Origin of the sequence: Roseovarius conchicola, from assembly GCF_041403425.1 — a bacterium.
Lineage (GTDB): Bacteria > Pseudomonadota > Alphaproteobacteria > Rhodobacterales > Rhodobacteraceae > Roseovarius > Roseovarius conchicola.
Genome location: NZ_JBGEHK010000006.1, coordinates 128,578 through 154,768, shown reverse-complemented (window position 1 = coordinate 154,768; position 26,191 = coordinate 128,578). Strand labels below are relative to the sequence as shown.

22 protein-coding genes are annotated in these 26,191 nt (G+C 59.3%); 12 read left to right on the top strand and 10 right to left on the bottom strand.

The window, feature by feature from the left end; genetic code table 11:
- Window positions 1-393: 393 nt before the first annotated feature.
- Entirely contained in the window at window positions 394-2,058 is a 1,665-nt protein-coding gene (gene bchE, locus V6N02_RS17065; protein WP_371227452.1) for a magnesium-protoporphyrin IX monomethyl ester anaerobic oxidative cyclase, read from the top strand.
- Window positions 2,051-2,641 (top strand): bacteriochlorophyll 4-vinyl reductase, encoded by a 591-nt coding sequence (gene bchJ, locus V6N02_RS17060; protein ID WP_371227450.1) that lies wholly within the window; start codon window positions 2,051-2,053, stop codon window positions 2,639-2,641. The genes bchE and bchJ overlap by 8 nt, the downstream gene beginning before the upstream one ends.
- Window positions 2,642-2,686: 45 nt before the next feature.
- On the opposite strand, the gene V6N02_RS17055 is transcribed toward bchJ, so the two are convergent.
- From V6N02_RS17055 to V6N02_RS17010, 10 genes are all read right to left on the bottom strand, one after another.
- Window positions 2,687-3,490, bottom strand: a complete 804-nt coding sequence (locus tag V6N02_RS17055) for a cobalamin B12-binding domain-containing protein (RefSeq protein WP_371227448.1) — start codon at window positions 3,488-3,490, stop codon at window positions 2,687-2,689.
- 545 nt (window positions 3,491-4,035) lie between these two features.
- Window positions 4,036-4,641: a response regulator transcription factor gene (locus V6N02_RS17050; protein ID WP_371227447.1), complete on the bottom strand. Its 606-nt coding sequence runs from the start codon at window positions 4,639-4,641 to the stop codon at window positions 4,036-4,038.
- On the bottom strand, window positions 4,634-6,925 hold the full coding sequence (locus V6N02_RS17045) for an ATP-binding protein (RefSeq protein ID WP_371227445.1): 2,292 nt from the start codon (window positions 6,923-6,925) through the stop codon (window positions 4,634-4,636). The genes V6N02_RS17050 and V6N02_RS17045 overlap by 8 nt, the downstream gene beginning before the upstream one ends.
- Window positions 6,922-7,560: a biliverdin-producing heme oxygenase gene (locus V6N02_RS17040; RefSeq protein ID WP_371227443.1), complete on the bottom strand. Its 639-nt coding sequence runs from the start codon at window positions 7,558-7,560 to the stop codon at window positions 6,922-6,924. The genes V6N02_RS17045 and V6N02_RS17040 overlap by 4 nt, the downstream gene beginning before the upstream one ends.
- 161 nt (window positions 7,561-7,721) lie before the next feature.
- A complete protein-coding gene (gene idi, locus V6N02_RS17035; RefSeq protein WP_371227441.1) occupies window positions 7,722-8,237 on the bottom strand; it encodes an isopentenyl-diphosphate Delta-isomerase in 516 nt (171 codons plus the stop codon).
- On the bottom strand, window positions 8,234-9,412 hold the full coding sequence (locus V6N02_RS17030) for a geranylgeranyl diphosphate reductase (protein WP_371227549.1): 1,179 nt from the start codon (window positions 9,410-9,412) through the stop codon (window positions 8,234-8,236). Before V6N02_RS17030 ends, idi begins: the two co-directional genes overlap by 4 nt.
- Window positions 9,413-9,414: 2 nt before the next feature.
- Window positions 9,415-10,704 (bottom strand): BCD family MFS transporter, encoded by a 1,290-nt coding sequence (locus tag V6N02_RS17025; protein ID WP_371227440.1) that lies wholly within the window; start codon window positions 10,702-10,704, stop codon window positions 9,415-9,417.
- Window positions 10,701-11,612, bottom strand: coding sequence for a chlorophyll synthase ChlG (gene chlG, locus V6N02_RS17020; RefSeq protein ID WP_371227438.1), 912 nt, complete (start codon window positions 11,610-11,612; stop codon window positions 10,701-10,703). Before chlG ends, V6N02_RS17025 begins: the two co-directional genes overlap by 4 nt.
- A 69-nt stretch (window positions 11,613-11,681) precedes the next feature.
- Window positions 11,682-13,085 carry a transcriptional regulator PpsR gene (gene ppsR, locus V6N02_RS17015; RefSeq protein ID WP_371227436.1) on the bottom strand — a complete coding sequence of 468 codons (1,404 nt, stop codon included), beginning with the start codon at window positions 13,083-13,085 and terminating at the stop codon, window positions 11,682-11,684.
- A 43-nt stretch (window positions 13,086-13,128) separates the two neighbouring features.
- Entirely contained in the window at window positions 13,129-13,833 is a 705-nt protein-coding gene (locus tag V6N02_RS17010; RefSeq protein WP_371227434.1) for a radical SAM protein, read from the bottom strand.
- A 465-nt stretch (window positions 13,834-14,298) separates the two neighbouring features.
- Between V6N02_RS17010 and bchF the strand changes: the two genes are divergently transcribed.
- The 10 genes from bchF to puhC are packed head-to-tail and all read left to right on the top strand — an operon-like array spanning window position 14,299 to window position 26,176.
- The gene (bchF, locus tag V6N02_RS17005; RefSeq protein WP_371227432.1) at window positions 14,299-14,787 is read left to right on the top strand and encodes a 2-vinyl bacteriochlorophyllide hydratase; all 489 of its coding nucleotides are present in this window, start codon (window positions 14,299-14,301) and stop codon (window positions 14,785-14,787) included.
- Window positions 14,784-16,100, top strand: coding sequence for a ferredoxin:protochlorophyllide reductase (ATP-dependent) subunit N (locus tag V6N02_RS17000; protein WP_371227431.1), 1,317 nt, complete (start codon window positions 14,784-14,786; stop codon window positions 16,098-16,100). The genes bchF and V6N02_RS17000 overlap by 4 nt, the downstream gene beginning before the upstream one ends.
- The gene (bchB, locus tag V6N02_RS16995; RefSeq protein ID WP_371227429.1) at window positions 16,097-17,623 is read left to right on the top strand and encodes a ferredoxin:protochlorophyllide reductase (ATP-dependent) subunit B; all 1,527 of its coding nucleotides are present in this window, start codon (window positions 16,097-16,099) and stop codon (window positions 17,621-17,623) included. Before V6N02_RS17000 ends, bchB begins: the two co-directional genes overlap by 4 nt.
- Window positions 17,613-21,185 (top strand): magnesium chelatase subunit H, encoded by a 3,573-nt coding sequence (locus tag V6N02_RS16990; protein ID WP_371227427.1) that lies wholly within the window; start codon window positions 17,613-17,615, stop codon window positions 21,183-21,185. Before bchB ends, V6N02_RS16990 begins: the two co-directional genes overlap by 11 nt.
- 43 nt (window positions 21,186-21,228) lie before the next feature.
- Window positions 21,229-22,125, top strand: coding sequence for a ferredoxin:protochlorophyllide reductase (ATP-dependent) iron-sulfur ATP-binding protein (gene bchL, locus V6N02_RS16985; RefSeq protein WP_371227425.1), 897 nt, complete (start codon window positions 21,229-21,231; stop codon window positions 22,123-22,125).
- Window positions 22,125-22,805, top strand: coding sequence for a magnesium protoporphyrin IX methyltransferase (gene bchM, locus V6N02_RS16980; RefSeq protein WP_371227423.1), 681 nt, complete (start codon window positions 22,125-22,127; stop codon window positions 22,803-22,805). The genes bchL and bchM overlap by 1 nt, the downstream gene beginning before the upstream one ends.
- A complete protein-coding gene (locus V6N02_RS16975; protein ID WP_371227421.1) occupies window positions 22,802-24,247 on the top strand; it encodes a PucC family protein in 1,446 nt (481 codons plus the stop codon). The genes bchM and V6N02_RS16975 overlap by 4 nt, the downstream gene beginning before the upstream one ends.
- A gap of 27 nt (window positions 24,248-24,274) precedes the next feature.
- Entirely contained in the window at window positions 24,275-25,048 is a 774-nt protein-coding gene (gene puhA / locus V6N02_RS16970; RefSeq protein ID WP_371227419.1) for a photosynthetic reaction center subunit H, read from the top strand.
- A 15-nt stretch (window positions 25,049-25,063) separates the two neighbouring features.
- Window positions 25,064-25,699, top strand: a complete 636-nt coding sequence (gene puhB / locus V6N02_RS16965) for a photosynthetic complex putative assembly protein PuhB (RefSeq protein WP_371227417.1) — start codon at window positions 25,064-25,066, stop codon at window positions 25,697-25,699.
- 9 nt (window positions 25,700-25,708) lie between these two features.
- On the top strand, window positions 25,709-26,176 hold the full coding sequence (gene puhC / locus V6N02_RS16960) for a photosynthetic complex assembly protein PuhC (protein ID WP_371227414.1): 468 nt from the start codon (window positions 25,709-25,711) through the stop codon (window positions 26,174-26,176).
- Window positions 26,177-26,191: the final 15 nt, after the last annotated feature.

The window sequence follows — 26,191 nt, the reverse complement described above, 5'->3', positions numbered from 1 at the left end:
GTCAAACGAATCCTTTCCTGATCTGATATCTGACGCCCCACTGAAACCAACGCGACGCTGGGACGACCCAGTCTTTTTGCATCGGCTCGCCCGAGCAAGATATGCGCGGCGCGCAAGCAGGCACCTCGGAGCCGCGCCAGAACCGCACAATGATCAGGTTACGTGTAGAAATGCTCGACGGCAAAGAGGCTTTCTTTTGGGAAAATCATGCGAGCTTTTACAAGGCCTTTTGTCTGTAGCGCCGAAAGAAGAACTCAAGCCATTGAATATACACAATATCCCTGAAAATGTTGTTTTCGGCAGCGCCACGGCGTGTTGGAAAACTTGATCTATGTCAATTTTTTATATCATGTATAGTGTCAATATTTATTGACATACCCGGGAGGATTCTACATGCGCTTGCTCTTCGTACATCCAAACTATCGCTCTGGCGGCGCAGAGATCGCGGGCACCTGGCCCCCGGCATGGGTTGCTTATCTGACGGGCCATCTGCGCCAGTCGGGGTTTGACGATATCCACTTTATTGATGCGATGACAGATAACCTGAGCGACGCAGAGGTGGCGCAGAAGATGGAGGCGCTGAAACCGGATGTGATTGGTGTGACGGCCATCACGCCGTCGATCTACCGGGCCGAGGATGTCTTGAAAATCGCCCGGGACATTGTGCCCGACGCGGTGCGGGTCATGGGCGGTGTCCATGCAACCTTCATGTACAAACAGGTCCTGACCGAGGCGCCATGGATCGATGTGATTGTCCGCGGCGAAGGCGAGGAAATCCTGTCCGAGCTGATGCTGGCGATCCAGGACGGCCGTTTCCCGGCCGAACGCCGTCAGATCAAGGGCCTGGCCTTTGTAGAAGACGGCAAGATCGTTGCCACCCAGGCGGCATCGACTGTCAAAGACCTGAGCAAGATCAAACCGGATTGGTCGGTGCTGGAATGGTCGAAATACATCTACATCCCGCTCAATACCCGTGTTGCTATTCCGAATCTCGCGCGCGGTTGCCCCTTCACCTGCTCGTTCTGCAGCCAGTGGAAATTCTGGCGCGATTATCGTGTGCGTGACCCCAAGGATGTGGTGGATGAGATCGAGGATCTGGTCGACAATCATGGCGTCGGTTTCTTTATTCTGGCGGATGAAGAACCCACGATTAACAAGAAAAAGTTCGTGGCCTTCTGTCAGGAACTGATTGATCGTGGCCTGCCCAAGCGGGTCAAATGGGGCATCAACACACGCGTGACGGACATCTATCGCGACAAGGATTTGCTGAAATTCTACCGCAAAGCCGGGCTGGTTCATGTGTCGCTTGGCACCGAGGCCGCCGCGCAGATGAAGCTTGATATCTTCAACAAGGAAACCAAGGTCGAGGAAAACAAGGAAGCGATCCGTTTGCTGCGTAAGGCTGACATCCTGGTCGAAGCACAGTTTATCGTGGGCCTCGATAACGAGACGCCCGAGACGCTGGAAGAAACCTATCAGATGGCCTGGGACTGGCAGCCGGATCTGGCCAACTGGTCGATGTATACGCCCTGGCCCTTTACCCCGCTCTTTCAAGAGCTAAAGGATCAGGTCGAGGTTTTCGACTTCAGCCGATACAATTTCGTCACGCCGATCATGAAGCCCGCCAAGATGGAGCGCGGCGAATTACTGGACGGGGTGATGAACAATTACCGGCGTTTCTATATGAAAAAGGCGCTGTTTCATTACCCATGGCGCGGCACCGGGTTCCGGCGGCGCTATCTGCTGGGCTGTCTCTGGGCCTTCCTCAAGGCTGGCGTGGGGCGGACGTTCTACGATCTGGGCAAGGTTGGCTATACCGGGCCGCAGTCGAAGAACAAGCTCGACTTTCACTTTGACGAAACCCGCACCATTGCCGAGGCACAGATGGAAGACTGGGAAGCCTCGGCCGACAAGGCCGCCAAAGCCGCCGAGCGCCGCGAAGCCCTGCGCGCGCAGGGCAAAGAGCGCGCTATCGAGCGCAGCCGTGCCTTCAAGATGCCCAACGGGGCCGAGGTAAAAGCCTGCGGCGGCGGGTCTCAGCAGATGGAAGATGTCTAGGGGCACTCCACCCTCTCAAGGGCTGATTGGCCCCAATGCCATTCTTCAGTTCCTGCCTGTTCTGGACAATCAGAATGGGCCGGAATGGCGTGAAGGACTGCTTTTAAAAGCAGGCGTTCCCGACATTCCCGATGGTCAAAGCATGATCCCTGAAACGGACGCCGCCCGTGTGCATAAGCAAGTGCGCCTGGACGTGCCCGACCTGGCTCCGGACCTGGCCAGGCAAGCGGGTATTGCAACAGCGGATTACATTCTCAAACATCGCATACCACCTCCGGTGCAATGGCTGTTAAAGGCTTTACCAGCCAGATCGGCGGCGGCTGTATTGTCACGGGCGATTGCGCGTCACGCCTGGACCTTTATCGGGTCGGGACAATTGCGCGTCGCCGATCCCTGGACCTATAAAATCAGCGGCAACCCATTGATTGCCAACGAGAACAGCGATGTCTGCCTGTGTCATTGGCATGAAGCGGTGTTCGCACGCCTCTATCAGACGCTAGTCGCCTCGACCTGCACATGTCAGGAAACATCCTGCGGCGCGCAGGGCAACGGCCATATCTGTCGATTCGAACTGCACCGCTAACCTTGCCGATCCTTGGAACGACCCTTAGCCGCTGACAAAAGCGCCCTAAACGGCCAGCTTCTGATCCCACAATTCCGTCATCTGGTGTTTTGCTTCTTCGATGTCGCAGGCGATGCCATCCACGCCCATCAGTGACAGAATGGGCTTGATGCTGCGAATTCCCTGCCCGCAGACCACCAGCGGGGCGTTGGGGCAACAAATATGCAGCGCCACGATCAGACGGGACAGCGCATCAATCGAATGCCTGCCACCGATCGACAGACCTATGATGCTGCTGGGTGTCTGTTCCAGTTCGGACACCAAAGTGTCGTGATCTAATCCGACCTTCAGAGTGATCTCCCAACCATTCTTGCGAAAGATATCCGCGGCCATGCGCACACCCAATGTGTGATCTTCGCCGGGGGCCGAGGCAAAGACAGCGGATTTGTTGTCTGGCGAAAAGGGGTGCGTAAAGAGGTGCCGCATACCACGCATGATCGCAAACATCCGCCCGGTGCCAATGGTCACCTCGACAAAGCTGGCCCGGTCCTCGTTCCACCACTCTCCCAGCATGCGCGCGGCGGCGGCCAGGTATTTCAGATAAATCAACTCGGCAGACATACCCTCGGCCCGAATGCCAATAATGATCTCGGCTGCGGCTTCGTCGTCATCTGAAATCAGAGCGGTGCAAAACGCCTCCAATTCCTTGACGGATGGGGTTTGCGGAGACGCATCAAGTTTGCTGTCCTTCGAGGCGAGGCGTTGGATGACTTCGCGTGCCAACCCGGCGACAAGATCCTCGGGGAAGCTTTTCTTCAGGCGCCAGATGCTGGACGCACTCTGTTCATAAGCATCGACTTTCAAGCTCACAGATGACGCATTCGTGCTGTACAAGATTTGTCCTCCCATCGTCGTCTTGTTGGTCAATCGCAGAGCTGTTTTCGTACCGCTCTTGTTGATCGATCAACTTGCCACCTGTGCCTTTCCACACTCGATCCCGATCACAGAAACGCCCTATGGCCGCCAGATATGAGAGTGAAACCTCCTGCAAGACCGGCACCAAAACGCGGATTTGGCACCTGGGAAAGACTGACACTTGTCAGGCTCTCTTGTTGTCTGGCAGTGACAAGATCATCCCCTAAATCTTGTCAACGGCCCGCTCTCGACGGATGAACTTCCCCACACGTATCTTCTGGAGTGGCTTGCGCCTGTTGCCTGCAAGAGCACCAGACAAATATCCTTGCGCCCTTTTTGCTGGCTTCACTGGCAAAGCCCGCCGTCACTTATTGGCGGGCTTAGATTAATAAAACCGAGGTACAGACACTCACTCCGACTATCCTAATGGTAGTTCGGAGCACGCATCATGAGCTATTACGGATATTCCACTACGTAATTATACGTATGCTTTCGCGACCTCAGCCAACCATCCGGATCAGATCGGCAATACCACGCGCCTGCATCTTCTCGCGGATGCGCGAGCGATGAATCTCAACAGTCCGTTGGCTTAGGCCCAACACATCTGCAATCTCTTTGTTTAGCTTGCCCTGAAGCAGATGGTCCAGAACCTCGCGTTCTCTTTCCGTCAGCTTGGACAGGCGATCTGCGACGATCTTTTTCGGAACATCCGGAGGCATACGTTCAAACAACATGCCGCCTGCAAGATTAACCGCTTCGAGAAGGCGTTCGATCTCAGCCGGTTTTTCGATGAAATCAAGAGCCCCGGCCCGCATGGCCTGCACCGCGATTGGAACATCGCCATGTGCAGTGACCACGACAATCGGGATGCTGACCCGGATGTCATTCAGATGCGCCTGAAGCTGCAGCCCCGTCATGTCGGGCAAACGCAGATCAAGAACCATGCAGGCTTTGCGCTGCGGGTCGTAAACACTTAGAAATTCTTCAGCGGACTGGCAGGGAATGGTCTCGTGCCCATGCGCAGTCAGCAAAGCACATAACGACTTCAGCACCCCATCATCATCCTCGACCACATAAACCGCGAACTGTTGGTCTGAATCAGCCATCTTGATCCCTTCCCAGTGGCAGTTGAAAGATCATAACCGCGCCGGTGTTCGAGGGCTGCGACCAGATACGACCACCATGCGCCTCGACGATTGAGCGGCACAGCGACAAACCTATGCCCATTCCCTCGGTTGTCGAGGCATGAAACGGTTCGAAAAGGAGTTTTTGTTGTTCCGGCGCAATGCCATATCCTGTGTCACGCACCGACACCTGAACGTTTTTCTCGGATCGCGCCACTTCAACGGTCAGAATCTGTCTTTCGCGCGCCTCCATGGCTGCAATGCTGTTGCGCGCCAGGTTCAGGATGACCTGTGAAATCTGAACCGGATCGGCCAGAATCTTGGGAAGGTTCTGATCAAGGATCAGATTGACCTGCAGTTTCGACAGGTTGCTGGACACCAAGGCAAGGTCAATGCCCTGTTGGATCGCCTTGTTCAGGTCAATGTAATCCGTATTCAGGTCGCCACGTGAAATGAAATCGCGGACACGGCGCACCAGGTCACCGGCCCGTGCGGATTCGGTAATGGCTTCATTCAGAAGGTTTTCGGCCGGTTCGGGGATATCAATCCCGGCATTCTTGAATTCCTGGCGACAGGCGCTGACATAATTGGAAACGGCCGAGAGCGGCTGGCTCAACTCATGTGCAATCGCCGATGCCAGCTCTCCCATCGAGCTGGCTCTTGCAGCGTCCAGCAGGGCGTGGCGCAGGCGTATTTCTTCTGCTTCGGCGGCCTTCTGCGCTTCGAGGGCAGCACGTTCACGTTCTACACTGTTCAGGGCAAACAGGGCGCGTCTGAGGATGCGCAGCGCGTCCCGGTCAATTGCATCGAATGGTCGGCTGGTTCCGCGCCGTTCTTCTTGCCAAAGTGCGAAAGAGCCCCGTGGCGACAACCGTGTGATACCATGATCGTCCTTGGTTTTCAGTTTTCCGGGTTTGCCCGCCCAGCGGATTGTCTGATCAAACTGGCGACGCAGAAACACAAGATAGTCGCGCCCATCATCAGAAAGGTTCAGATACGCCGCGCCCGCCGCCGATTTCTGCTGGATTTTGTCCATGCTAATCACCGAGGCCAGGTTTGATGTGGTCGCGACACCATCTTCGACAAGGTCCCTCAGATCGGTGAAATCGAGCAATTTCTTCGGAACGTCGCCGAATCTTGCCAACTGATCGTCCAGCACCAGCAAAAGGCCCTGTGCGTCAATCATTTGCATCAGATCCGGTGCCTGTTGCCGGATCAGATCAATCAGCGGCATCCCCGAGCGTGCTTGCTGTTCGATGCGAAAGGCGGTCTTTTCCGCCTTGATACTTTTTTGCAGCTGATTGGTGTTTTCGATACTTTGCATCAGCGCCGAAATCGTCCCGCCCAGCAATTCGGCAAAGCGCAACCGGCTGGAGGTAATCTGACGCGTGCCATAGTGGTGACAGGCCACAAGCCCCCAGAGTTCGTTATTGGTGATCAGCGAAATCGACAGGCTGGCCCCGACACCCATGTTGTTAAGATACTCGACATGCACCGGTGCGACGGCGCGCAGTTTGCAATAGGTCAAATCCAGCGGATTGGCCGCGTCGGCATTGGCAACAGTGCCCGACTGGCTGAGGATAGGCACATGTTCGCTGTTGATGTCGGGGATCGAGCGCACGACATTCAGGGTGAAATGGCGGCGCGCAGGATCGGGAATATCCGAGGCCGGATAGTGCATCCCCAGAAAACTGTCAGGACGGTTGGTGCTTTCGGCGATCACCTCGCCATGTTTGTCTTCGGCGAATCTGTAGATCATCACCCTGTCAAAGCCGGTGACATCCCGGATGATCTTGGCACTGGCATCGGCTAGTTCGGACAGGGCCCCGGGTTTGACCAATTCAGAAATGATCCCGCGGCGCAGAATCTCGTCTTTCCAGACCGGTGCCGGGTCCGGTTCGGGCTGCATAAATTCCAGGATGATGTGCCCGTCATTGCGATGGGGCAGGCATTCGGCCGATATCTGCTCTCCGTTCGGCCCGCCTTTGAAGTCGATAAACCAGGGCCGCAGCAACTCCGGAGCCGAGGGAAAAAGCGGAAATTCAAGTAGGTCCGAGACGTTCTTCTCGCCAATCAGCGCCGACAGTTTCTGCCCAAACAGGGCCTCGGGAGGTGCGCCCAGAAAGGCAGCCGTATTTTGACTGGCATGGTCGATGATCATGGTTTCTGCGTTCACCGCGATCAATGCGCCATGCGGTTGGACAGCCCCGATGAAATGGATCGGCTCGCGGTCACATGTATCAAGATCGACACCGTTGCCATTCATGATCTGCCCGCCTCTCGTGTCAGGCCCGTGCGATCCAGTGGTTGTAACCACTCGGCAAAGGCCTGAAATGTGTCAAGGGCCCCGGCTGTCAGCTGATCAAGGACGTCGCCATGCGCCGGTTTGGTTTCAAGATACCGGATCATCGCTGACCAACGCTGTTTGCCATGAGACCGGCACCAGGCCCAATACCGACGGCCGTCGGGTTGATCATGGGTCAGCAGTTTTGCCGCCGCCCGATCAATTTGCGCCCCCCCCAGCGTGGCGCCTTCGATCACGTACAGCACGCCGCCAAGGGATGTCGTTGTGACGATCTCAGAAAGATTCGGGCATTGCGGCGTGTCATTGATCTGTTGGTCGCTGAACCCCAGGTCGCGCAGATCCTGGGCCAGAAAATCAGATCGGGAGACGTGATCATAGCACGCCGTTTCGGTCAGTGTTTCTGCAATAACCCGTTGAATCGCCGCGTCCAGCGGGGCGTAAAACCCATGCAGGCGCTGAGCAAGGAGACGGTAATCATCCAAGTCAAGCGTGCCATCGAACAAGGCGACAAAACTTGAGTGGTGATGCAGGTTTTCGTGACTCTCTCTGGTTTCGCCACGCAAGACGTCACGAACGGATACATCCTTCAGGGTCATGTGATCATCCAGCAAACTTCGCTCCAAGAAACCTGGTCTTGCGCGGCGTAGAGGGGCCACCTTCGGGCGATGATAGCGTGTTCTGGCAATGAGGGAAGCACGTTCCTGTCTGGCACAGATCCACCCAGCCGCCAGTCCCCGGATCTTTGCGGTTTTCAGGATCAGGCAAATATCTGTTCGGTGTGATGTTCGAGATAGATTTTCAGCCAGGGCGTGAATTTCTCCGGCTGCGCGTCGACCCGTCGGACCAGTTCGGCCATATCCACCCATTCTGTGTCCATGACTTCGTCAGGATTGGGTCGCACGGCCAGCTTTCTGGTCACCCGCCACAGGAACACGTCCACCAGTTCGTGCTCGATCAGGCCATTGCCAACATCGGCGCGGTACTCAAGGCGATCACGATAATCCAGCGTTTTGGCGCGTATCCCAAGTTCCTCATCCAGACGGCGCAGGGCGCAGTGTCTGGCGGTTTCGTTCCAGTGCGGATGCGTACAGCAGGTATTCGCCCACAGGCCCGGCGTGTGATATTTCGATTGCGCCCGACGTTGGATCAACACGTCATTTCCGTGCATCACAAAGACCGACACCGCCTTGTGACGCAACCCGCGCTGATGCACTTCCAGTTTGTCAACAGCCACCAGATCGCCGTCAACCCAGGCCGGTATCAGCATGTTCATGTCGTTTCCGCCGAGACCAGCCGGGTCAGATGAGCCAGATTCTTCAACCCGATCCGCAAATGGGCCATCGGGCGTGCCCGGACAAGCTTCTTGTTCATATAGGCCTCAAAGGTCAGCCGTTGGACATCGACATCGTGGCACAGCGAGACGAACCTCTCCCGCCGATCATCCGATCTGTAATAGGCGTTCTGCATCGAGGCCAGGACACGAAACACCATCTTGTGCTCGCGCATGAACAGCTGACGCGCCAGTTTCAGATCGCGCACCCGCCCCGAGGCGAGACAAGCGGATGCTGCGGTTGCCGCCACCCGTCCCCCCACCATCGCATAGTAAATGCCCTCGCCTGAACTGGGCGCGACAACGCCAGCGGCATCTCCGGCCAGAACGACGTCTTTGCCATTGTCCCACCGATCCAGAGGTTTAAGAGGAATCGGAGCCCCCTCGCAGCGCAGCGTCTTGCAGTCTGTCAGACCACTTGCCGCGCGCAGGTCCGCCGTGGCCTGTTTCAGATCCACCTCGCGCACCATTGACCCCATGCCGACGCTGGCGGATGTGCCATGCGGAAACACCCAGCCATAAAAATCCGGTGAGATTCGGCCATCATAGATCACGTCACAGCGCGCCGGATCATAGCTCTCATTGGCGGCCGGGGCCTCGATGATTTCATGATAGGCAATCACATATGGGATTTGCTCGGCACCGGGAACTTCGTCGCGTCCCACATTCGAGCGGGCCCCGTCGGCCCCGATGATCAGTTTTGTTTCCAAGGCGCGTTCTTCGCCACTGTGCTTGTCGCGGAAGATCACCGAGGTGTGGCCGTCTTCCCGTTCAACCCGCCGGTATGTTCCGACGAAAAGGTCGGCCCCGGCGGCAACTGCGCGCGCTCTGAGGAAGGGGTCAAACTCTTTGCGATCGACCATGCCGACAAACCCGTTCTCGATCGGGATATCGACCATGCGACCAGTGGGCGAGATCATGCGCGCGGTGTTCACTTTTGCACAGAGCAAGTCGTCGGGAATGTGAAAATCCTGGATAAGCCGCGGTGGTATGGCCCCCCCGCAGGGCTTGATCCGCCCCTCGCGGTCGATCATGGCGACCCGTTGTCCCGACCGGGCCAGATCTTCGGCTGCTGTGGCCCCTGACGGGCCGCCCCCTACAACGACGACATCATACATTGTCATTCTCCCGGTACGGCGGCCATGTAATGGCCTTTGCTATGATCAATGACCCACAGCGCCAGCAAGGCTGCGATGCCAAAAAGAGCGGCTTCCATCAGAAACACAGACCCGAAGGCTGTGGCGTCATTTGGTGTGATCAGGCGCATGACATCGACCGCTGCCGCCCCCAGCAATCCGCCGAAGCCCGCAGCCACGGCCTGGGCTGCACCCCACAGGCCCATGCGTGTCCCTTCCCGCGCCTCGCGTCCCTGGGCTGCAAGCGCCATCATCGATCCAATCGCCGCAACCGCGAACATGCCGTTGAAAAACCCAAGACAGACCACCGCATATGTCAGATTGACCGGTTTAGGGACGCTGCCCAGCAGGCTGATCATCGCCAGACTGACAGCTGACCCGATACATCCGGCAAACACCCAATTGCGCAGACTGCCCAAGCGCAGGCCAGTGGCCATCAGCCCGACCGTCAGCATGCCCAGGAACACCCCGCCATTCTGGGCCCCGCTCAGCGAGGTCGATTGCCCCGGCGTGAAGCCGAAAACCAACCCGGCATAAGGTTCAAGGATCAGCTCTTGCATGAAATAGGCGGTCATCGACAGAAAGACGAAGATGGTGAAGTTACGCGCGGCGGTTTCTGACCACACTTCGCGCAAACCTTGGAAAAAGGGTGTGGTGTCATCGGTCTGCAAGGGCGCGCAGACGTTGCCTTCAACGCCCCAGACGGCCAGCATCGTCACCAGAATCGCCCCTGTCGTCACAATCAGAACGATGCGCAGCAACAACGCCGGAGTGTAGGGGTCCAGAAAGGACCCGACCGTCCCGGCGGTGATGGCAATGCCCGCGATCATCATCAGCCAGGTGATGGTGGCTGCCGCCGCGCGCCGGTGGGGCGCGGTCGCGGTGGCCAGCAGGGCCAGAAGAGAGGTACCGGAGGCGCCGACACCGACACCGATCAGCGAATAGGCGACGATGGACAGGCCCATGGCCAGGGCAAAGCTGTTTTCAAACAGCACCACTCCAGCGGTGGCCCCCAGTGCGCCCAAGGCCAGGGCAACCATGCCGCCAATGATCCACCGGGTTCGGTGGCCGCTTGTATCCGACAGGAATCCCCATTTGGGTCGCGTGATCTGAATGCCGTAATGCAGGGCGATCAGAAATCCGGGCAACACGGCGGGCAAGGCCAGTTCGACCACCATCAACCGGTTCAGGGTGGAGGTGGTCAGCACCACAACAGCGCCAAGCGCCATCTGTACCAGGCCCAATCGCACGATTGCCAACCAGCTAAGCGTCATCCCAAACCTCCCAGAGTCCGGATTGCGAAGGCGGCGATCATCATGCCACTGACGTAAAGCGTGACACCCGTGGCGTTGTACCAGGGCGCGCGTGCCTCTGGATCAGACAGCAAAACGCGCATCGCCCAGAACTGAGCCAGAAGCACGGCACCAATCGCCGCCGCGTGCAGCGGGCGGTCCCAGAGCACCAAGGCCGCGATCACCGCAACCTGCGGCAGGGCCATGACCCAACAGGCCACGCGCGCCGCGCGTTCCGGCCCCAATACGACAGGAAGCGAGTTGACGCCGGTTTGACGGTCGCCCTCTAATGCCTTGAAATCATTCAGCGTCATGATGCCGTGTGCACCCAAAGCATAAAGCAGGGCAATCACGATGACCGGAAATGCGGGGGCACCTGCGACCATGACGGCGGCCCCGGTAAACCAAGGAAGGCCTTCGTAACACAGACCCACCAGCCCCGGTCCCCAGATGCCCGAGCGTTTCAGTCGAAACGGCTCGGCCGAATAAATCCATGCAGCAATCACACCAAACACAGTCGCGCCAAATCCCCACGGCCCAAGAAGCGAACCGAGACCCAGGGCCAGTCCGCTCATGGCGATGGCGATCCACAACCCCCATCGGCCCGGGATGGCCCCCGAGGGGATCGGACGGTTCGGTTCGTTGATGGCATCGACATGGCGATCACACCAATCGTTGGCCGCCTGGCTCATGCCGCAGACGACAGGGCCTGCCAACACCATCCCCGCCAGCAGCAGCCACGGCGAACTTGCCAGCGGTACGCCCGAGGAAACCACACCACACAGATAGGCCCAGATCGGCGGAAACCATGTGATCGGCTTGATCAGCGTCAACACGGCACGCGGATGAGGCGTGCGGCGTTTGGTATGTAAATCAAAAGTGACACTCATAGTGTCAATTAAACTATACAATCCGGATTTCGGAAAGTGTTTTTTAGGCCTGAACGATAATTGTGACGACTATTCCGGGGTCTCGTCGGATTTCAGCAGGCCATGTTTGCGCAATTTCACATACAGGCTTTGCCGCGACAGGCCCAGCATCTCGGCGGCCGCGGCCCGGTTGTTTGACGTCAGCTTGACCGCCGTTTCGATGCACATCTTTTCAATCACATCCGAGGTCGCAGACACCAATGTCTTGAGCGATGCCGTGCCCACAAGGTCCATAACATTCTGCATGGCTTCTTCGCTCATCGCCGAAGCGCCGTTGCTGGCCTCGGTCAACTCGCGCGGGGTGATGTCGCGAATGATCAGGCCAAAGCCAAGATCACCATCGCGCCGGTGCAGCCGTGTCGACGAGATATCGACATTCGCCCGCGTGCCCACCGCGCTCAGAACCTGAGTGGCGTAACTGCGCAGCCGCCCTTTCTTTTGGGTGGTTTCAAGGATCAATTTTAGATCAACCCCGCCCCGGACGAGGAAGTCACCCAGCGACTTGTTGCGAATGTCCCGGCTTTGGGTGGCATCGGTTAGAATCAGGAAGGCCTCGTTGGCGTCGCGGATCAGACCCTTGGAATCAATCAGGACAATCGCGTCGCTGGCCTCGGCGAACAAGGCAGCAAGGGATTGCGCCGATTCCGGCCCGGCTGCGTCAGCATCCTCGACAGGCGCCAGACGGCACAGCAGGAACAAATCCCCGGCAGCTCTGAAATACTGCGCATAGGCAACAAGGTCGCGCCCGCTGCGACGGGCGGCAATATCAACCACCTTCATCTCTTCGGCGCTGGCCGCATTCCGCAGCGCTTCCAGCAACCCACCCTTGCGACCGCCCTCCAGGGCCTGCACGAACGAGCTTCCGGCCAATGTCTCGACCTTCGAACCCAGCAAGGTGGCGGCGGCACTGTTCAAATCACGGATTCGACCCGCATCAGGCTCGATAATCAGCAAAGGTGTCTCGGATGCCTCCAGAACAACCCGGTAGAAGGTCTCGCCGCTGCGAATTTTCTGCTGATCACGGTCGCGGGCAATCTGTTCCGCGACAAGACGCTGCTGCACGTCTGCAATTGGCTGCATATCCCGGCCGAACAGCAAGAGCGATTTCTGCCCGGCAACCCGGTGCAGCGTATAGCAGACAGGAAACTCCCAATCCGCACTGTCCCGGTGATTGATGTGCAACGACCGCGGCACCAGATCGGGATCAGCCAGCATTGCCGCACTGCGTTCGGCGTATTTCTCCCGGCTTTCGATTGTCAGGAACTCTTCAAAGGGCCGCCCGACCCAGTGGTCCAGACTGCCCAGCGATTGGTTCTCAGAATTGACAGATATGCCTTCCACCACACCGCGATGGCTAACCACAATCGCAATGTCGGCAGCTTGCTCGACCAGACGGTCGACCCTGCCCATGATCGGCAGATCGTTCGTGTGCACTATATCCGTCCTAGGTTCTTGTCGTGCCAAACGACTTCCCCACTCAAATGCAATGTTCGACTCCGGCCAGCGGAGATACCTCAGCTGCGGTTGCGAGCCCGCAACGCTTTATAGCTTCTTTTATTGACTTAACCGCATAGTCTGCGCCTGTACACCGCGTAATTGATGTTCTGTCCCCGACAATACGCCCGCCAATGACAATCGGTGGCAATTTGTCGACAGTTGCACGCAGATGCGCGACCATCTTGGCGGTGCTTTCAACGGACTTCCAGGTGGCCAGACTAATCCCGATCATCGAGAACTGGCGCTCGGAGAGGATATTTGTCAGTTCGGCCTCAGACAATCCAACCGCCATCCGAACCCCAAGGCCATGGCGGCGAAGGCCATCGGCAACGACAAAAGCGCCCAACGAATGTTGTTCATAGTCCGGAATCACCATCAAGACCGACCCGCTGGGCGGCGCCCCCCGGCCCAGAAGCGGTTGAGTGTTGGTGGCATGAGCCCGGTCGTGGAAAAGCGCCTGGAGACGCGCGGCCCCCGTTGTGACACCCACAAAGCTTGCCTCGTCGCTCACCCATTTTTTGCCAAGATATCGGGACGCCTCGGGAATGTAGTCATGATAAAGCTGTTCCGCCGTGACCCCCGCAGCGACCAGAGAGGACAATGTCACCTGATGCGCCTCTTCCGAAGTTGACAGCAACGCGTCGCCCAGCTGTGCGATCCAGTCATCTCTGTTGCCAGGTTCCACGTCAGGCTCCTCTTGGGTCAGCGTCCGAAGGGCGGACTCAACCAAAAAACGAAGGGCCGGTTTTTGTCGTGTTGAAAGGCCGATAGTCTCATATCGGTCAGTCCCCCTTGGTCTGAAGCGGTCTTGCATGTGTCCCTCCCTTGGACGCACATCAATCAACGCCGCGCTCAGCGGTTCTATTTTCACAGCTCGAATGAGTGTAAGTCTGAGCGAAGAGTGGTATTTTGTCAATAAATGTTGACACCTTCGAAGCGCTCGATGAAATATGTCGCGCGGGCAGCTTCTTGATTTTTATTTATGCTCATGTAAATATGAAATATTCTTCAAAGTCACGATCTTTTCTCCATTTCAGATGGCGCAGATTCCCCTCTTACATACGCAATTTCAAATGTGTAAATTATAATTGACACTTTCGCATCTCAGCACGTAGCATCGAACCTGAACGTCACGGTTGCTGAGGGCAAAATGACACCACGCGCGCCGCAAAACTCTGAAAGCATCAGGCTCTACACCGACGTGCAGCGCGCCCGTCGCGATGCCACTGTTTGGACGCTGGTTCAGGGCATCTTGGCCCCGGCCCAATTCGTGGTCTTTCTGATCTCTCTCGGCCTGGTCCTGCGCTTCCTTCTGACGGGCGATGGATACGAGGTGGCGACCCTCTCGATCCTAATCAAAACCGGGGTTCTTCTGCTGATCATGGTGACCGGTGCCATTTGGGAAAAAGTTGTTTTTGATCAATATCTTTTCGCACCATCCTTCTTTTGGGAAGACGTTTTCAGCTTTGCTGTGATCGCGCTTCATCTCGCCTATGTCTGGGCCCTTTTGACCGGTGCATTGACGCCAGCCGGGCTGATGGTTCTGGCGCTAGCGGCCTATGCGGCCTACGTCATCAATGCGGGTCAGTTTCTACTTAAACTCAGGGCCGCCCGGCAACAGGCGGAGCGTGCCGCATGACCCGCCACGATGTCCCCGAAATGCCCGTTTCCGGCGCGGCGCTCAGCCCGCCCAAAACCGGGTGCCGCGACACACCGATTCTCAAGCAGCGCGGCCAACACGAAGTGTTTTGCGGACTGACAGGCATCATTTGGCTTCACCGCAAGATGCAGGATGCGTTTTTTCTGGTGGTCGGGTCGCGGACATGCGCGCATCTTCTGCAATCGGCCGCCGGGGTGATGATCTTTGCCGAACCCCGGTTTGGCACCGCCATCCTGGAAGAGGGCGATCTGGCCGGTCTGAAAGATGCCCAGGACGAGCTGGAACGCGTTGTGCAGGACCTGCTGGAGCGGCGCACGGATATTCGCCAGCTGTTTCTGGTCGGCAGTTGCCCGTCGGAAGTGATCAAGCTGGATCTTGCCCGCGCCGCCGAGAAACTGTCGGCGCAATACGCCCCGAAGGTCCGGGTGCTGAATTATTCCGGTTCGGGGATCGAAACCACGTTCACCGAAGGCGAAGATGCCTGTCTGGCGGCGATGGTACCCGCTCTGCCCGACACGGATGCACGCCAGCTTCTGGTGGTGGGCGCGCTGCCTGACGTGGTCGAAGATCAGGCGCTGGACCTGCTCGCCAAGCTGGGGATCGGACGCGTTTCCGTTCTGCCCGCACGCCATCTGGACAGCGATCTCGCTGTTGGCCCAAACACAAGCTTTATCCTCACACAGCCGTTTCTGGGGGGCACCCATGCCGCCCTGGAAAGGCGCGGGGCGCGTCACATACCCGCGCCTATCCCGTTTGGCGAAGAGGGCACCACTGCGTGGCTCTTGGCCGTGGCGCGGGACTTCGGCGTTGATCAGGCGCGTTTCGACGCCGTGACCGACGCGCCCCGTGCCCGTTCTCGCAAGGCTGTGGCCAAAGCGAAAGAAACGCTTTCCGGCAAATCCATCTTCTTTTTCCCCGACAGTCAGCTGGAAATTCCACTGGCGCGCTTCCTGACCCGCGAATGCGGCATGCAGGCCATCGAGGTGTCGGCCCCGTTCATCCACAAAGGCATTGTTGGTCCTGATCTCGACCTGCTTGCCGAAGGACCCACCATCGCCGAAGGGCAGGATGTGGAATTGCAACTGGACCGGTGCCGCGCGGCGCGCCCCGATCTGACGGTGTGCGGGCTGGGGCTTGCCAATCCGCTGGAGGCCGAAGGTCTGGCCACGAAATGGGCGATCGAGCTGGTCTTTACCCCGGTCCATTTCTACGAGCAGGCCGGGGATCTGGCCGGGCTGTTCTCGCGCCCGCTGCACCGCCGCGCAATGTTGCGGCTGGAGGCGGCGGAATGAAGCTGAGCGTCTGGACATATGAAGGTCCGCCGCATGTGGGGGCGCTGCGCGTGGCCACGGCCATGAAGGGGCTGCACTATGTGCTGCACGCCCCGCAGGGTGACACCTATGCCGATCTGCTGTTCACCATGATCGAGCGGCGCGATCACCGCCCGCCGGTGACCTACACCACCTTTCAGGCGCGCGATCTGGGAGCGGATACGGCCAACCTGTTCAAGACCGCCTGTCAGAATGCCTATGACCGGTTCAAACCGCAGGCGATGATCGTCGGGGCCTCGTGCACCGCCGAGCTTATTCAGGACGATCCGGGTGGCATGGCCGAAACCATGGGCCTGCCCGTGCCGGTGATCCCGCTGGAACTGCCAAGCTATCAGCGTAAGGAAAACTTTGGCGCGGACGAGACCTTCTTTCAGATTGTCCGCCATCTGGCCCGCCCGATGGAGCGAACACAGCACACCAGCTGCAACCTGATCGGGGCCACCGCCCTAGGCTTTCGTCATCGCGACGATATCACCGAGGTCACGGCCCTTCTGGAAGAGATGGGCATCTCGGTCAATGTCTGTGCGCCCTATGGTGCCACGCCCGAGGATATCACCCGGCTGGGGGCCGCGCATTTCAATGTGCTGCTGTACCCTGAAACCGGGGAAAGCGCGTGTCGCTGGATGGAACGCGAACTGGGCCAGCCCTTTAGCAAAACCATCCCCATCGGCGTTGGCGCGACACGAGATTTCGTTGTCGAAGTGGCCGCGTTAGCAGGGGTTGAGGCGCGGCTGGATACCACGCGCCTGCGTCTGCCCTGGTATGCTTCAAGTGTTGATTCCACATATCTGACTGGCAAACGCGTGTTCTTGTTCGGCGATGGTACGCATGTCGCCGCCGCCGCCCGCATCGCGCGCGACGAGATGGGGTTCGAGGTGGTTGGTCTGGGCTGTTACAACCGCGAAATGGCCCGGTCGATCCGGGCCCTGGCCAAAGAATACGGTGTGACGCCGCTGATCACCGAGGACTATCTTGAGGTCGAACGCTGCATTGAACAGCTGGCCCCCGAAATGATCCTTGGCACCCAGATGGAACGCCATATCGGCAAGCGTCTTGGCATTCCCTGTGCGGTCATTTCCGCGCCGGTCCATGTGCAGGATTTCCCGGCCCGCTATGCGCCCCAGATGGGCATCGAGGGGGCCAATGTCATTTTCGACACCTGGGTTCATCCTCTGGTTATGGGGCTGGAAGAGCATCTTCTGCATATGTTCCGCGACGATTTCGAGTTTCACGATGCCGCGGGTGCCAGCCATCATGGCGGTCAGGCCGTACCACCTGTCAGCGCCCCTGAAGAGGTGGACACCCCGGCGCAATCCGATGCCGAGATCATCTGGCTGGCCGATGCGGAAAAAGAGCTGAGGAAGATCCCGTTCTTTGTGCGCGGCAAGGCCCGGCGCAACACCGAACTGTTCGCTGCCAATCTGGGCGTGCAGGAAATCAGCATCGATACACTTTACGAAGCAAAGGCCCATTATGCGCGATGACGTTGTCATATCCCGCGCCGCACGCGCCTATAACGTCGTTATCCTGACGCTGGATTCCCACGCCGCGGGCCCGTGCGATCGGGTTGCCGGAGCGCTAGCCAAGGATTTCCCGGGTCTGAACCTTACTGTGCATGCCGCCGCAGAATGGGGCGAATGCCCCGATGCTCTGCGCGCCGCCAAAGAGGCTATTGCCACCGGTCATATCATCATCGCCAACCTGCTGTTTCTGGAAGAGCACGTAAACGCGGTTCTTCCCGATCTTGAGGCGCGCCGCACCGGGTGTGACGCGATGGTCGGCATCATCGCCGATGGCGCGATTGTCCGGCTGACCCGTATGGGCACACTGGATATGTCAGCGCCCGAAAGCCGCAGCAGAAAGCTTTTGAAGAAGTTGCGCGGGGCGGGCAAACCATCCGTGAACAAGGGCGCGCGCAAGATGAAGCTGCTGCGCCAGCTACCCCGAATTTTAAGGCTCATCCCCGGCAAGGCGCAGGATCTGCGCGCGTGGTTCCTGGCGATGCAATACTGGCTGGGCGCGTCAGATGATAATGTCGAAGCGATGGTGCGTTTTCTGGTGTCGCGCTATTCCAGCGTCGAGGATTGGTGCGGCGTCAAGGCGCCCGAGCCGCTGGCCTATCCCGACACCGGCCTTTACCACCCCGATCTGCCAAACCGCATCACCACCGATCTGGATGATCTGCCCGACGCGGCACCCGGCACTGCAACTGTCGGATTGCTGATGATGCGCAGCTATGTTCTGTCCGGGGATACCGCCCATTATGATGCCGTGATCCGCGCGCTTGAGGCACGGGGCCTGCGGGTTTTGCCCGCCTTTGCCGGTGGCCTTGACGGTCGCCCGGCCATCGAGGCGTTTTTCCAGGATGGTGATCTGCCCCGCATCGACGCCCTGTTGTCTTTGACCGGGTTTTCGCTGGTCGGTGGCCCGGCCTATAATGACAATGAATCGGCGATCAAGGTGCTGAAATCGCTGGATGTTCCTTATATCACAGCGCACCCGTTAGAGTTTCAGACACTGGGCCAATGGGCCGCTTCGCCGCAAGGGTTGGGACCGATTGAAACCACCATGCTGATCGCCCTGCCCGAGCTGGACGGCGCGACCAATCCCACGGTGTTTGCCGGACGGCACGGCGCCGAAGGGTGCGTTGGCTGCTCTTATGACTGTCGGAAAAAGTCGACGATCAAGGCGATGGCCCCCTGCCATGAACGGATTGACCATCTCGCGACCCGGGTTGAAAAACTGACCCATCTGCGTCGCTCGGATGTGGCGCAGCGGCGGGTCGGGATTGTTCTGTTCGGCTTCCCGCCCAATGCGGGGGCGGCGGGCACGGCGGCTTATCTTGATGTGTTCCGCTCGCTGCATAACACGTTGCACGCCATGGCCGCCCGTGGCTACGACCTGACCCCGCCCGCGACGGTGGAGGAGTTGCGCGCCGCGGTTCTGGAAGGCAGCGCACAGCAATACGGACAAGAGGCCAATGTCGCCGCCCATGTCGGTGCCGATGCCATCGTTGCCAACACGCCCTGGCTGGATGAGATCGAAGCGCAATGGGGCCCCGCCCCCGGCAAGGTGCAATCCGACGGGCGCGGCGTCTTTGTTCTGGGCACGCAATTCGGCAATGTCTTTGTAGGCCTGCAACCGGCGTTTGGGTATGAGGGCGATCCGATGCGCCTGCTGTTCGAGCGCGGCTTTGCCCCGACCCATGCATTCACCCAGTTCTATCTGTGGCTGAAAAACCAGTTCAGCGCGGATGTGGTGCTGCATTTCGGCATGCATGGTGCGCTTGAATTCATGCCCGGCAAACAGGCCGGGTGCAGCGAAGCAGATTGGCCTGACCGGCTGATCGGGGATATGCCCAACGTCTATCTTTATGCATCCAACAACCCGTCCGAGGCGACATTGGCCAAACGGCGTTCGGGTGCTGTGACCATCACCCACCTCACCCCGCCGCTGTCCAGTGCCGGGTTGTACAAGGGTCTAGCCGAGTTGAAAGACAGCCTGACCCGCTGGCGTGAAACCGCCCCCGATGCCCCTGAACGCCCGGAAATCGAAATCCTGATCGCCGAACAGGCCAGTGCTGTTGATATGGATGGCAGCGATGTCGAAAAACTGTGGCTGAAACTGTTGGAAACCGAGGATGCGCTGATCCCCGAAGGTCTGCACGTGGTCGGTGAGCCGATGAGTGCCGAGGCGCGCGCTGATTATCTGGCGATCCTGGCGGATGCGGATACCGAGACCCGGGCCCGTGTTGACCACCTGCTGCAACAGGATCACGAAATCCCTGCGCTGCTGAACGCGCTTGAGGCCCGTTTTACCGCGCCGGTGCCGGGAGGCGATCTGATCCGATCACCGGATATCCTGCCGACCGGGCGCAATATCCATGCGTTTGATCCGTTCCGCATGCCCACCGAGTTTGCCTGCCGCGATGGGGCGGCACAGGCGCAACTGCTGCTGGAGACGCACAAGACCCTGCCGCGCACCGTGGCGCTGGTGCTGTGGGGGTCTGACAATATCAAATCCGACGGGGCCCCGATTGCACAGGCCCTGGCCCTGATCGGGGCGACGCCACGCTTTGACAGTTTCGGCCGCCTAAGTGGGGCCGATCTGATCCCGCTGGACACGCTGGGTCGGCCGCGCATCGACGTGATCATGACCCTGTCCGGTATCTTCCGCGATCTGCTGCCGCTGCAGACCAAGCTGCTGGCCGAGGCCGCGCTGAAGGCCGCGCTGGCCGATGAACCGGTCGAACAGAATTTCGTGCGCGCCCATGCGCTGGCCTATGCCGATCAAATGGGCTGCGATCTGGAAACAGCCGCGCTGCGGGTCTTTTCCAATGCCGAGGGTACCTATGGCTCCAACGTCAACATGCTGGTCGACAGCTCGGCCTTTGGCGATGAAGACGAGCTGGCCGATGCCTATGAGGCGCGCAAAAGCTTTGCCTACGGGATCAACGGCAAGGCGCAACCCAACGCCGCCTTGCTGCAAAAGGTGCTGGGCGATGTGGATCTGGCCTATCAGAACCTTGAATCCGCCGAGTTGGGCGTGACCTCGGTCGATCATTACTTTGATACTTTGGGCGGCATTTCCCGCGCTGTGCGGCGCGCCCGTGGTGGCAAGGAGGCGGCTGTCTATATCAGTGACACGACCCGCGGGGTCGGCAAAATCCGCACCCTGGCAGATCAGGTGTCGCTTGAAACCCGCTCGCGCTCGCTCAACCCCAAGTATCACGAGGCCCTGCTCAAGCACGGGGCCGAGGGCGTGCGCCAGATCGAAAGCCATATCACCAACACGGTCGGCTGGTCCGCCACGACCCAACAGGTCGAACCCTGGGTGTATCAGCGGATTTCAGAAACTTTCGTGCTGGACGAAGAGATGCGCCAGCGTCTGATTGATCTGAACCCTACCGCCTCATCCCGCATGGCCAATCGCCTGCTGGAGGCGCATGACCGCGATTACTGGCAGCCTGACGAGGCCACGTTGAATGCGCTGCGCGATGCGGCGGATGCCATGGAAGACCGACTAGAGGGGGTGGCTGCCGAATGACCGCCTCATTCCCCAAACCACAACACCAGAAAGGGATCATATCATGAGCCCCCGCGATGACATTCCCCAACTCAGAGGCCAGGACGGTGAGGGGTCGGTGCAGGTGCATCAGGACCCGGCCGCCAAGATCGAAGGCGCCAAGGTGTTTTCGGTCTATGGGAAAGGTGGGATCGGGAAATCCACCACCAGTTCGAACCTGTCAGCGGCCTTTGCGGCCATGGGCAAGCGGGTGTTACAGATCGGGTGCGATCCCAAGCATGACAGTACCTTCACCCTGACGGGCCGGTTGCAGCCCACCGTGATCGACATTCTGAAAGAAGTTGATTTTCACCCCGAAGAGCTGCGTCCCGAGGATTTCGTGGCCGATGGCTGGGGCGGTGTGAAATGCGTCGAGGCTGGGGGGCCGCCTGCTGGCACCGGATGCGGGGGCTATGTGGTGGGGCAGACCGTCAAGCTGCTGAAACAACACCACATGCTGGAAGACACCGATGTGGTGATCTTTGACGTGCTGGGAGACGTGGTCTGCGGTGGCTTTGCGGCCCCTCTGCAACATGCGGATCGTGCCCTGATCGTCACCGCCAATGATTTTGACAGCATCTATGCGATGAACCGGATCATCGCCGCCGTGCAGGCCAAATCCGCCAATTACAAAGTACGGCTGGCCGGATGTGTGGCGAACCGCTCGAAAGACACCAACGAGGTGGACCGCTATTGCGACACGGTGGGGTTTAACCGCATTGCGCACATGCCTGATATCGACGCGATCCGCCGCTCGCGCCTGAAAAAGAAGACATTGTTCGAGATGGATGACGAGGAAGATATCGTCATCTGCCGCAAGGAATATGTGCGCCTTGCCGAGACCCTCTGGAACGGGACCGAACCCTTGGCCCCTGCCCCGATGGAAGACCGCGATATCTTTGAGTTGCTGGGGTTTGACTGATGTCTTATGATCGCACCCTCGCGTCGGTCGAAACCTATTTCGACAAGACAGCCACCCGCACCTGGGAACGGCTGACCAGTGATGCGCCGGTGTCAAAAATCCGCGAAACAGTGCGCCGGGGCCGCGACGAAATGCGTGCCTTGCTGCTGTCGCGCCTGCCCCAGGATCTGAGGGATGCCCGCATTCTGGATGCTGGCTGTGGGGCCGGGCAGATGACGGCCGAACTGACCGCGCGCGGGGCGCAGGTTGTGGCCGTCGATATCTCGCCCTCGCTGATCGACATCGCTCGTCAGCGTCTTCCGGCGGAATTGCAATCGCGCGCCGATTTCCGCACGGGTGATATGTCAGATCCAGCCCTGGGTCGGTTTGATTACGTGATCGCCATGGACAGTCTGATCTATTACCGGGCGGCCGATATCGCGCAGATTCTGGGCGCGCTTGGTGCGCGGACCTCAGGACATGTGAATTTTACCGTGGCCCCCCGCACCCCGTTGTTGATGGCGATGTGGCGGTTCGGCCAGTTGTTTCCCCGCTCTGACCGCTCGCCCACCATGGTGCCACATGCGCCTGCCCTGCTTCGCCGCGCCTTGCAGCTCTCCGAGACAGGCGGCGATCTGACACCGTTGGACCGGGTCAGCTCGGGCTTTTATATTTCTCAGGCGATGGAGTTCACTGCATGATCCGTCGCGCCCCCTCAGCCCTGGCCCAAATCTCGATGCGCTATCTGCCCTTCGCGGATGCGGCCAGTGAGGGACTGCCGATGGCGCAATTGCTGCGCCTGTCGCTGTTCCAGGTATCGGTGGGCATGGCCACGGTGATGTTGCTGGGCACGTTGAACCGCGTAATGATCGTGGAACTGTCGGTGCCAGCTACCATCGTCGCCTTCATGATCGCATTGCCAGTTCTGATTGCGCCGTTCCGCGCGCTTCTGGGGTTCCGCTCGGACACCTATCGCAGCGCGATTGGCTGGAAGCGCATCCCCTATCTCTGGTTTGGATCGCTGTGGCAGATGGGCGGCCTGGCGGTGATGCCCTTTGCGCTGCTGGTTCTGTCAGGCGAACAGACCATTGGCCCCGGCTGGGCCGGAGAAGTGCTGGCGGCACTGGCGTTTCTGATGACAGGGTTCGGCCTGCATATGACCCAGACCGCCGGGTTGGCGCTGGCCACAGACCGGGCTGATCCCGAGGCGCGCCCGCGCGTGGTGGCCCTGCTTTATGTGATGTTCCTGATCGGCATGGGCCTGTCGGCGGTGATCATCGGCTGGTTGCTGACCGATTTTTCCAGCCTGACACTGGTGCGCGTGGTGCAAGGGGCCGCCTCGGTCGGCATCATCCTGAACCTCATTGCGCTCTGGAAACAGGAAAAAGTGCGCCCGATGTCGCGCGCGGAACGCGCCGCACCGCGCCCGCTATTCCGGGATGCCTGGGCGGATCTGATCAACGGTGGTCAGGCAGGCAGGTTACTGGCGGTGGTGTTCTTTGGCACGATGGCGCTGAATATGCAGGATGTGCTGTTAGAGCCCTATGGCGGCGAGGTTCTGGGCTTGTCGGTCTCGGCCACGACGCTGTTGACCGCAGTCTGGGCCGTCGGGGCACTGGCCGGGTTCGCGCTGGCCGGTAGGATGCTGGCGCGGGGCAGCGATACGTTCCGCATTGCCGGTGCCGGGCTGGTCCTTGGGATCTACGCATTTTCTGCTGTGATCTTTGCCGCCCCGATGAATTCGACCGTATTGTTCTTCTGCGGCGCAGGCCTGATCGGGTTTGGTGGCGGGCTGTTTGCTGTCTCGACGCTGATCGCGGCGATGAACATGAAGGCCAACGGTGCCGCCGGGCACGGCCTTGCCCTTGGGGCATGGGGCGCGGCACAGGCCACTGCCGCCGGCCTTGCCATTGCGCTTGGCGGAGGCTTGCGCGATTGGGTCAATGCGGCGGCCACCTCGGGGGCGTGGGGCGAAGCGCTGAACACGCCCGCGACCGGCTATTCGTTTGTTTATCACGTCGAGATCGGACTGATCTTCCTCACACTGGTCCTTCTTGGCCCGCTTGTACGCAACGCGCGCCGCACGTCTCGAACGCAACATCGGAAATCGACATCCCTCGGGCTGGCCGACTTACCGACATGAAACACTGACAAGCAAAAGGAAACTGATATGACAGAGCCTTTTTTTGGAAACTTCGATTTGGTCAGCGTGACCCTGTGGCTGTTCTGGATCTTCTTCGCGCTGCTGATCTACTACATTCAGCGGGAAAATATGCGCGAGGGCTATCCGCTTGAGGATGACGACGGCAACGTCTCGGCCAATCAGGGGCTTTTCCCAGTGCCTGACGACAAGACCTTCAAACTGCCGCATGGCCGTGGCGAGGTCACGGTTCCCTCGGGTCAGACCCCGGAACGGGCAGACCTGCCGCTGGAAAAAACCGCCGCTGGCAATGGCTTCCCGTTCGAGCCGACAGGCGATCCGATGGCAGATGGTGTTGGCCCGGCCTCGTGGGCACCGCGCCGCGATATCCCCGAGCTTGATGGCACGGGCCACCCCAAGATCATCCCGATGGCCAGCAACAACCACTTCAACGTCGCCGCAGGCCGCGACCCCCGTGGGTTGCCGATCAAGGCAGGGGACGGTGCCATCGTGGGCACAGTCACCGATATGTGGATTGATGAGCCCGAACAATTGGTCCGCTATCTGGAGTTCGAACTGAATGGCGAGTTTGGCAAGGGCAAACGCCTTGTGCCGCTGACCATGGCGCGGATCTGGTCTGATCACGTCAAGGTCCGCTCGATCTTTGGCGAACACTTCGCGGGCGTTCCGAAACACGCATCACCCAAGCAGGTGACATTGCTCGAGGAAGACAAGATCTGTGGCTACTACGCAGGTGGGACGCTCTACGCGAGTGAAAGCCGGCAAGAACCGGTGCTGGGCTGATCAGGGGGACGCGCCATGAGCCATGATGATTTTGCTGTAGAACCAATCGAAGGGCTGCCGGAACTGCCCCCGGAGGGTGAGCATATTCTCTGGCAGGGGCGCCCGAACTGGTGGGCCCTGACCCGTGAGTCGCTGAACCTCTACTGGGTGGCGGGTTACTTTGTGCTGCTGACCCTCTGGCGGTTTCTCTCTCTTGTGGATCAAGCCGGTGTTGTCAGCGCCTTTGCGGCCTCTTCGCCGTTTCTGGTGATGGGCGCAATCGTCTGTGCACTGCTGTTGGTCGTCGGCTATGCCCAGGCCCGCACAGCGGTTTACACGATCACCAACCGCCGGGTCGCCATGCGGATTGGCGCAGCGCTGACGGTCACGTTGAACCTGCCGTTTACGCAGATTGCCAATGCCAGCCTGAAACTCAGCCGCGATGGCACCGGGATCATCGCGCTTGATCTGATGGGATCGACGCGGCTGTCCTATCTGGTGTGCTGGCCGCATGTGCGCCCCTGGGTCATGCGCCGCACGCAGCCCGCGTTGCGCTGTATCCCCGAGGCCGAAAAAGTGGCGCGCCTGCTGTCAGAGGCCGCCGAGGCACGGGTCTCCACGCCGGTGGTGACGCGTCGTCATATCCCAGCCACCGCCGTTGCAGCCGAATAAGAGGAAACCATGGTACAGATCGACACCCACCAGCCCACCAAGCTTGACGATAAAGAGCTGATTCCGCGCCGGATGGTGCAGGCCATGTTCGGGATGGTGATGGTCTGCCTGGTGATCGTCACGCTGGCCCGGATCACCGACACACCGCTGATTGCTACCCCACCTGAGGGCGCGGTGGTGGCCACGCGAATGATCCAACTGACTGTCGACACCAGCGGTGCCGCCATGGTGCGGGATCCCGACGGTGCCCTGATCGCCGATCTCACCCCCGAACAGGGCGGGTTCATATCGGGTGTGGGGCGCGTCATCGAACGCGAGCGCCTGAAAAACCGCATGCCGCTAGAAGGCCCGGTTCAGATTATCTGGAAGGACACGGGACGCATTTCAATTCACGACCCCAGCACAGGCTGGAGCGCCGATTTAATGGGATTCGGTGCTGATAACGCCAAGGCTTTTGCGCAGCTGATGGCACAATGAGAGAGGAGGCCAAAA

Coding starts and splice junctions, on each gene's coding strand:
- bchE (WP_371227452.1), top strand. CDS start 394: ATGCGCTTGCTCTTCGTACATCCAAACTATCGCTCTGGCGGCGCAGAG.
- bchJ (WP_371227450.1), top strand. CDS start 2,051: ATGTCTAGGGGCACTCCACCCTCTCAAGGGCTGATTGGCCCCAATGCC.
- V6N02_RS17050 (WP_371227447.1), bottom strand. CDS start 4,641: ATGGCTGATTCAGACCAACAGTTCGCGGTTTATGTGGTCGAGGATGAT.
- V6N02_RS17045 (WP_371227445.1), bottom strand. CDS start 6,925: ATGAATGGCAACGGTGTCGATCTTGATACATGTGACCGCGAGCCGATC.
- V6N02_RS17040 (WP_371227443.1), bottom strand. CDS start 7,560: ATGACCCTGAAGGATGTATCCGTTCGTGACGTCTTGCGTGGCGAAACC.
- idi (WP_371227441.1), bottom strand. CDS start 8,237: ATGAACATGCTGATACCGGCCTGGGTTGACGGCGATCTGGTGGCTGTT.
- V6N02_RS17030 (WP_371227549.1), bottom strand. CDS start 9,412: ATGTATGATGTCGTCGTTGTAGGGGGCGGCCCGTCAGGGGCCACAGCA.
- V6N02_RS17025 (WP_371227440.1), bottom strand. CDS start 10,704: ATGACGCTTAGCTGGTTGGCAATCGTGCGATTGGGCCTGGTACAGATG.
- chlG (WP_371227438.1), bottom strand. CDS start 11,612: ATGAGTGTCACTTTTGATTTACATACCAAACGCCGCACGCCTCATCCG.
- bchF (WP_371227432.1), top strand. CDS start 14,299: ATGACACCACGCGCGCCGCAAAACTCTGAAAGCATCAGGCTCTACACC.
- V6N02_RS17000 (WP_371227431.1), top strand. CDS start 14,784: ATGACCCGCCACGATGTCCCCGAAATGCCCGTTTCCGGCGCGGCGCTC.
- bchB (WP_371227429.1), top strand. CDS start 16,097: ATGAAGCTGAGCGTCTGGACATATGAAGGTCCGCCGCATGTGGGGGCG.
- V6N02_RS16990 (WP_371227427.1), top strand. CDS start 17,613: ATGCGCGATGACGTTGTCATATCCCGCGCCGCACGCGCCTATAACGTC.
- bchL (WP_371227425.1), top strand. CDS start 21,229: ATGAGCCCCCGCGATGACATTCCCCAACTCAGAGGCCAGGACGGTGAG.
- bchM (WP_371227423.1), top strand. CDS start 22,125: ATGTCTTATGATCGCACCCTCGCGTCGGTCGAAACCTATTTCGACAAG.
- V6N02_RS16975 (WP_371227421.1), top strand. CDS start 22,802: ATGATCCGTCGCGCCCCCTCAGCCCTGGCCCAAATCTCGATGCGCTAT.
- puhA (WP_371227419.1), top strand. CDS start 24,275: ATGACAGAGCCTTTTTTTGGAAACTTCGATTTGGTCAGCGTGACCCTG.
- puhB (WP_371227417.1), top strand. CDS start 25,064: ATGAGCCATGATGATTTTGCTGTAGAACCAATCGAAGGGCTGCCGGAA.
- puhC (WP_371227414.1), top strand. CDS start 25,709: ATGGTACAGATCGACACCCACCAGCCCACCAAGCTTGACGATAAAGAG.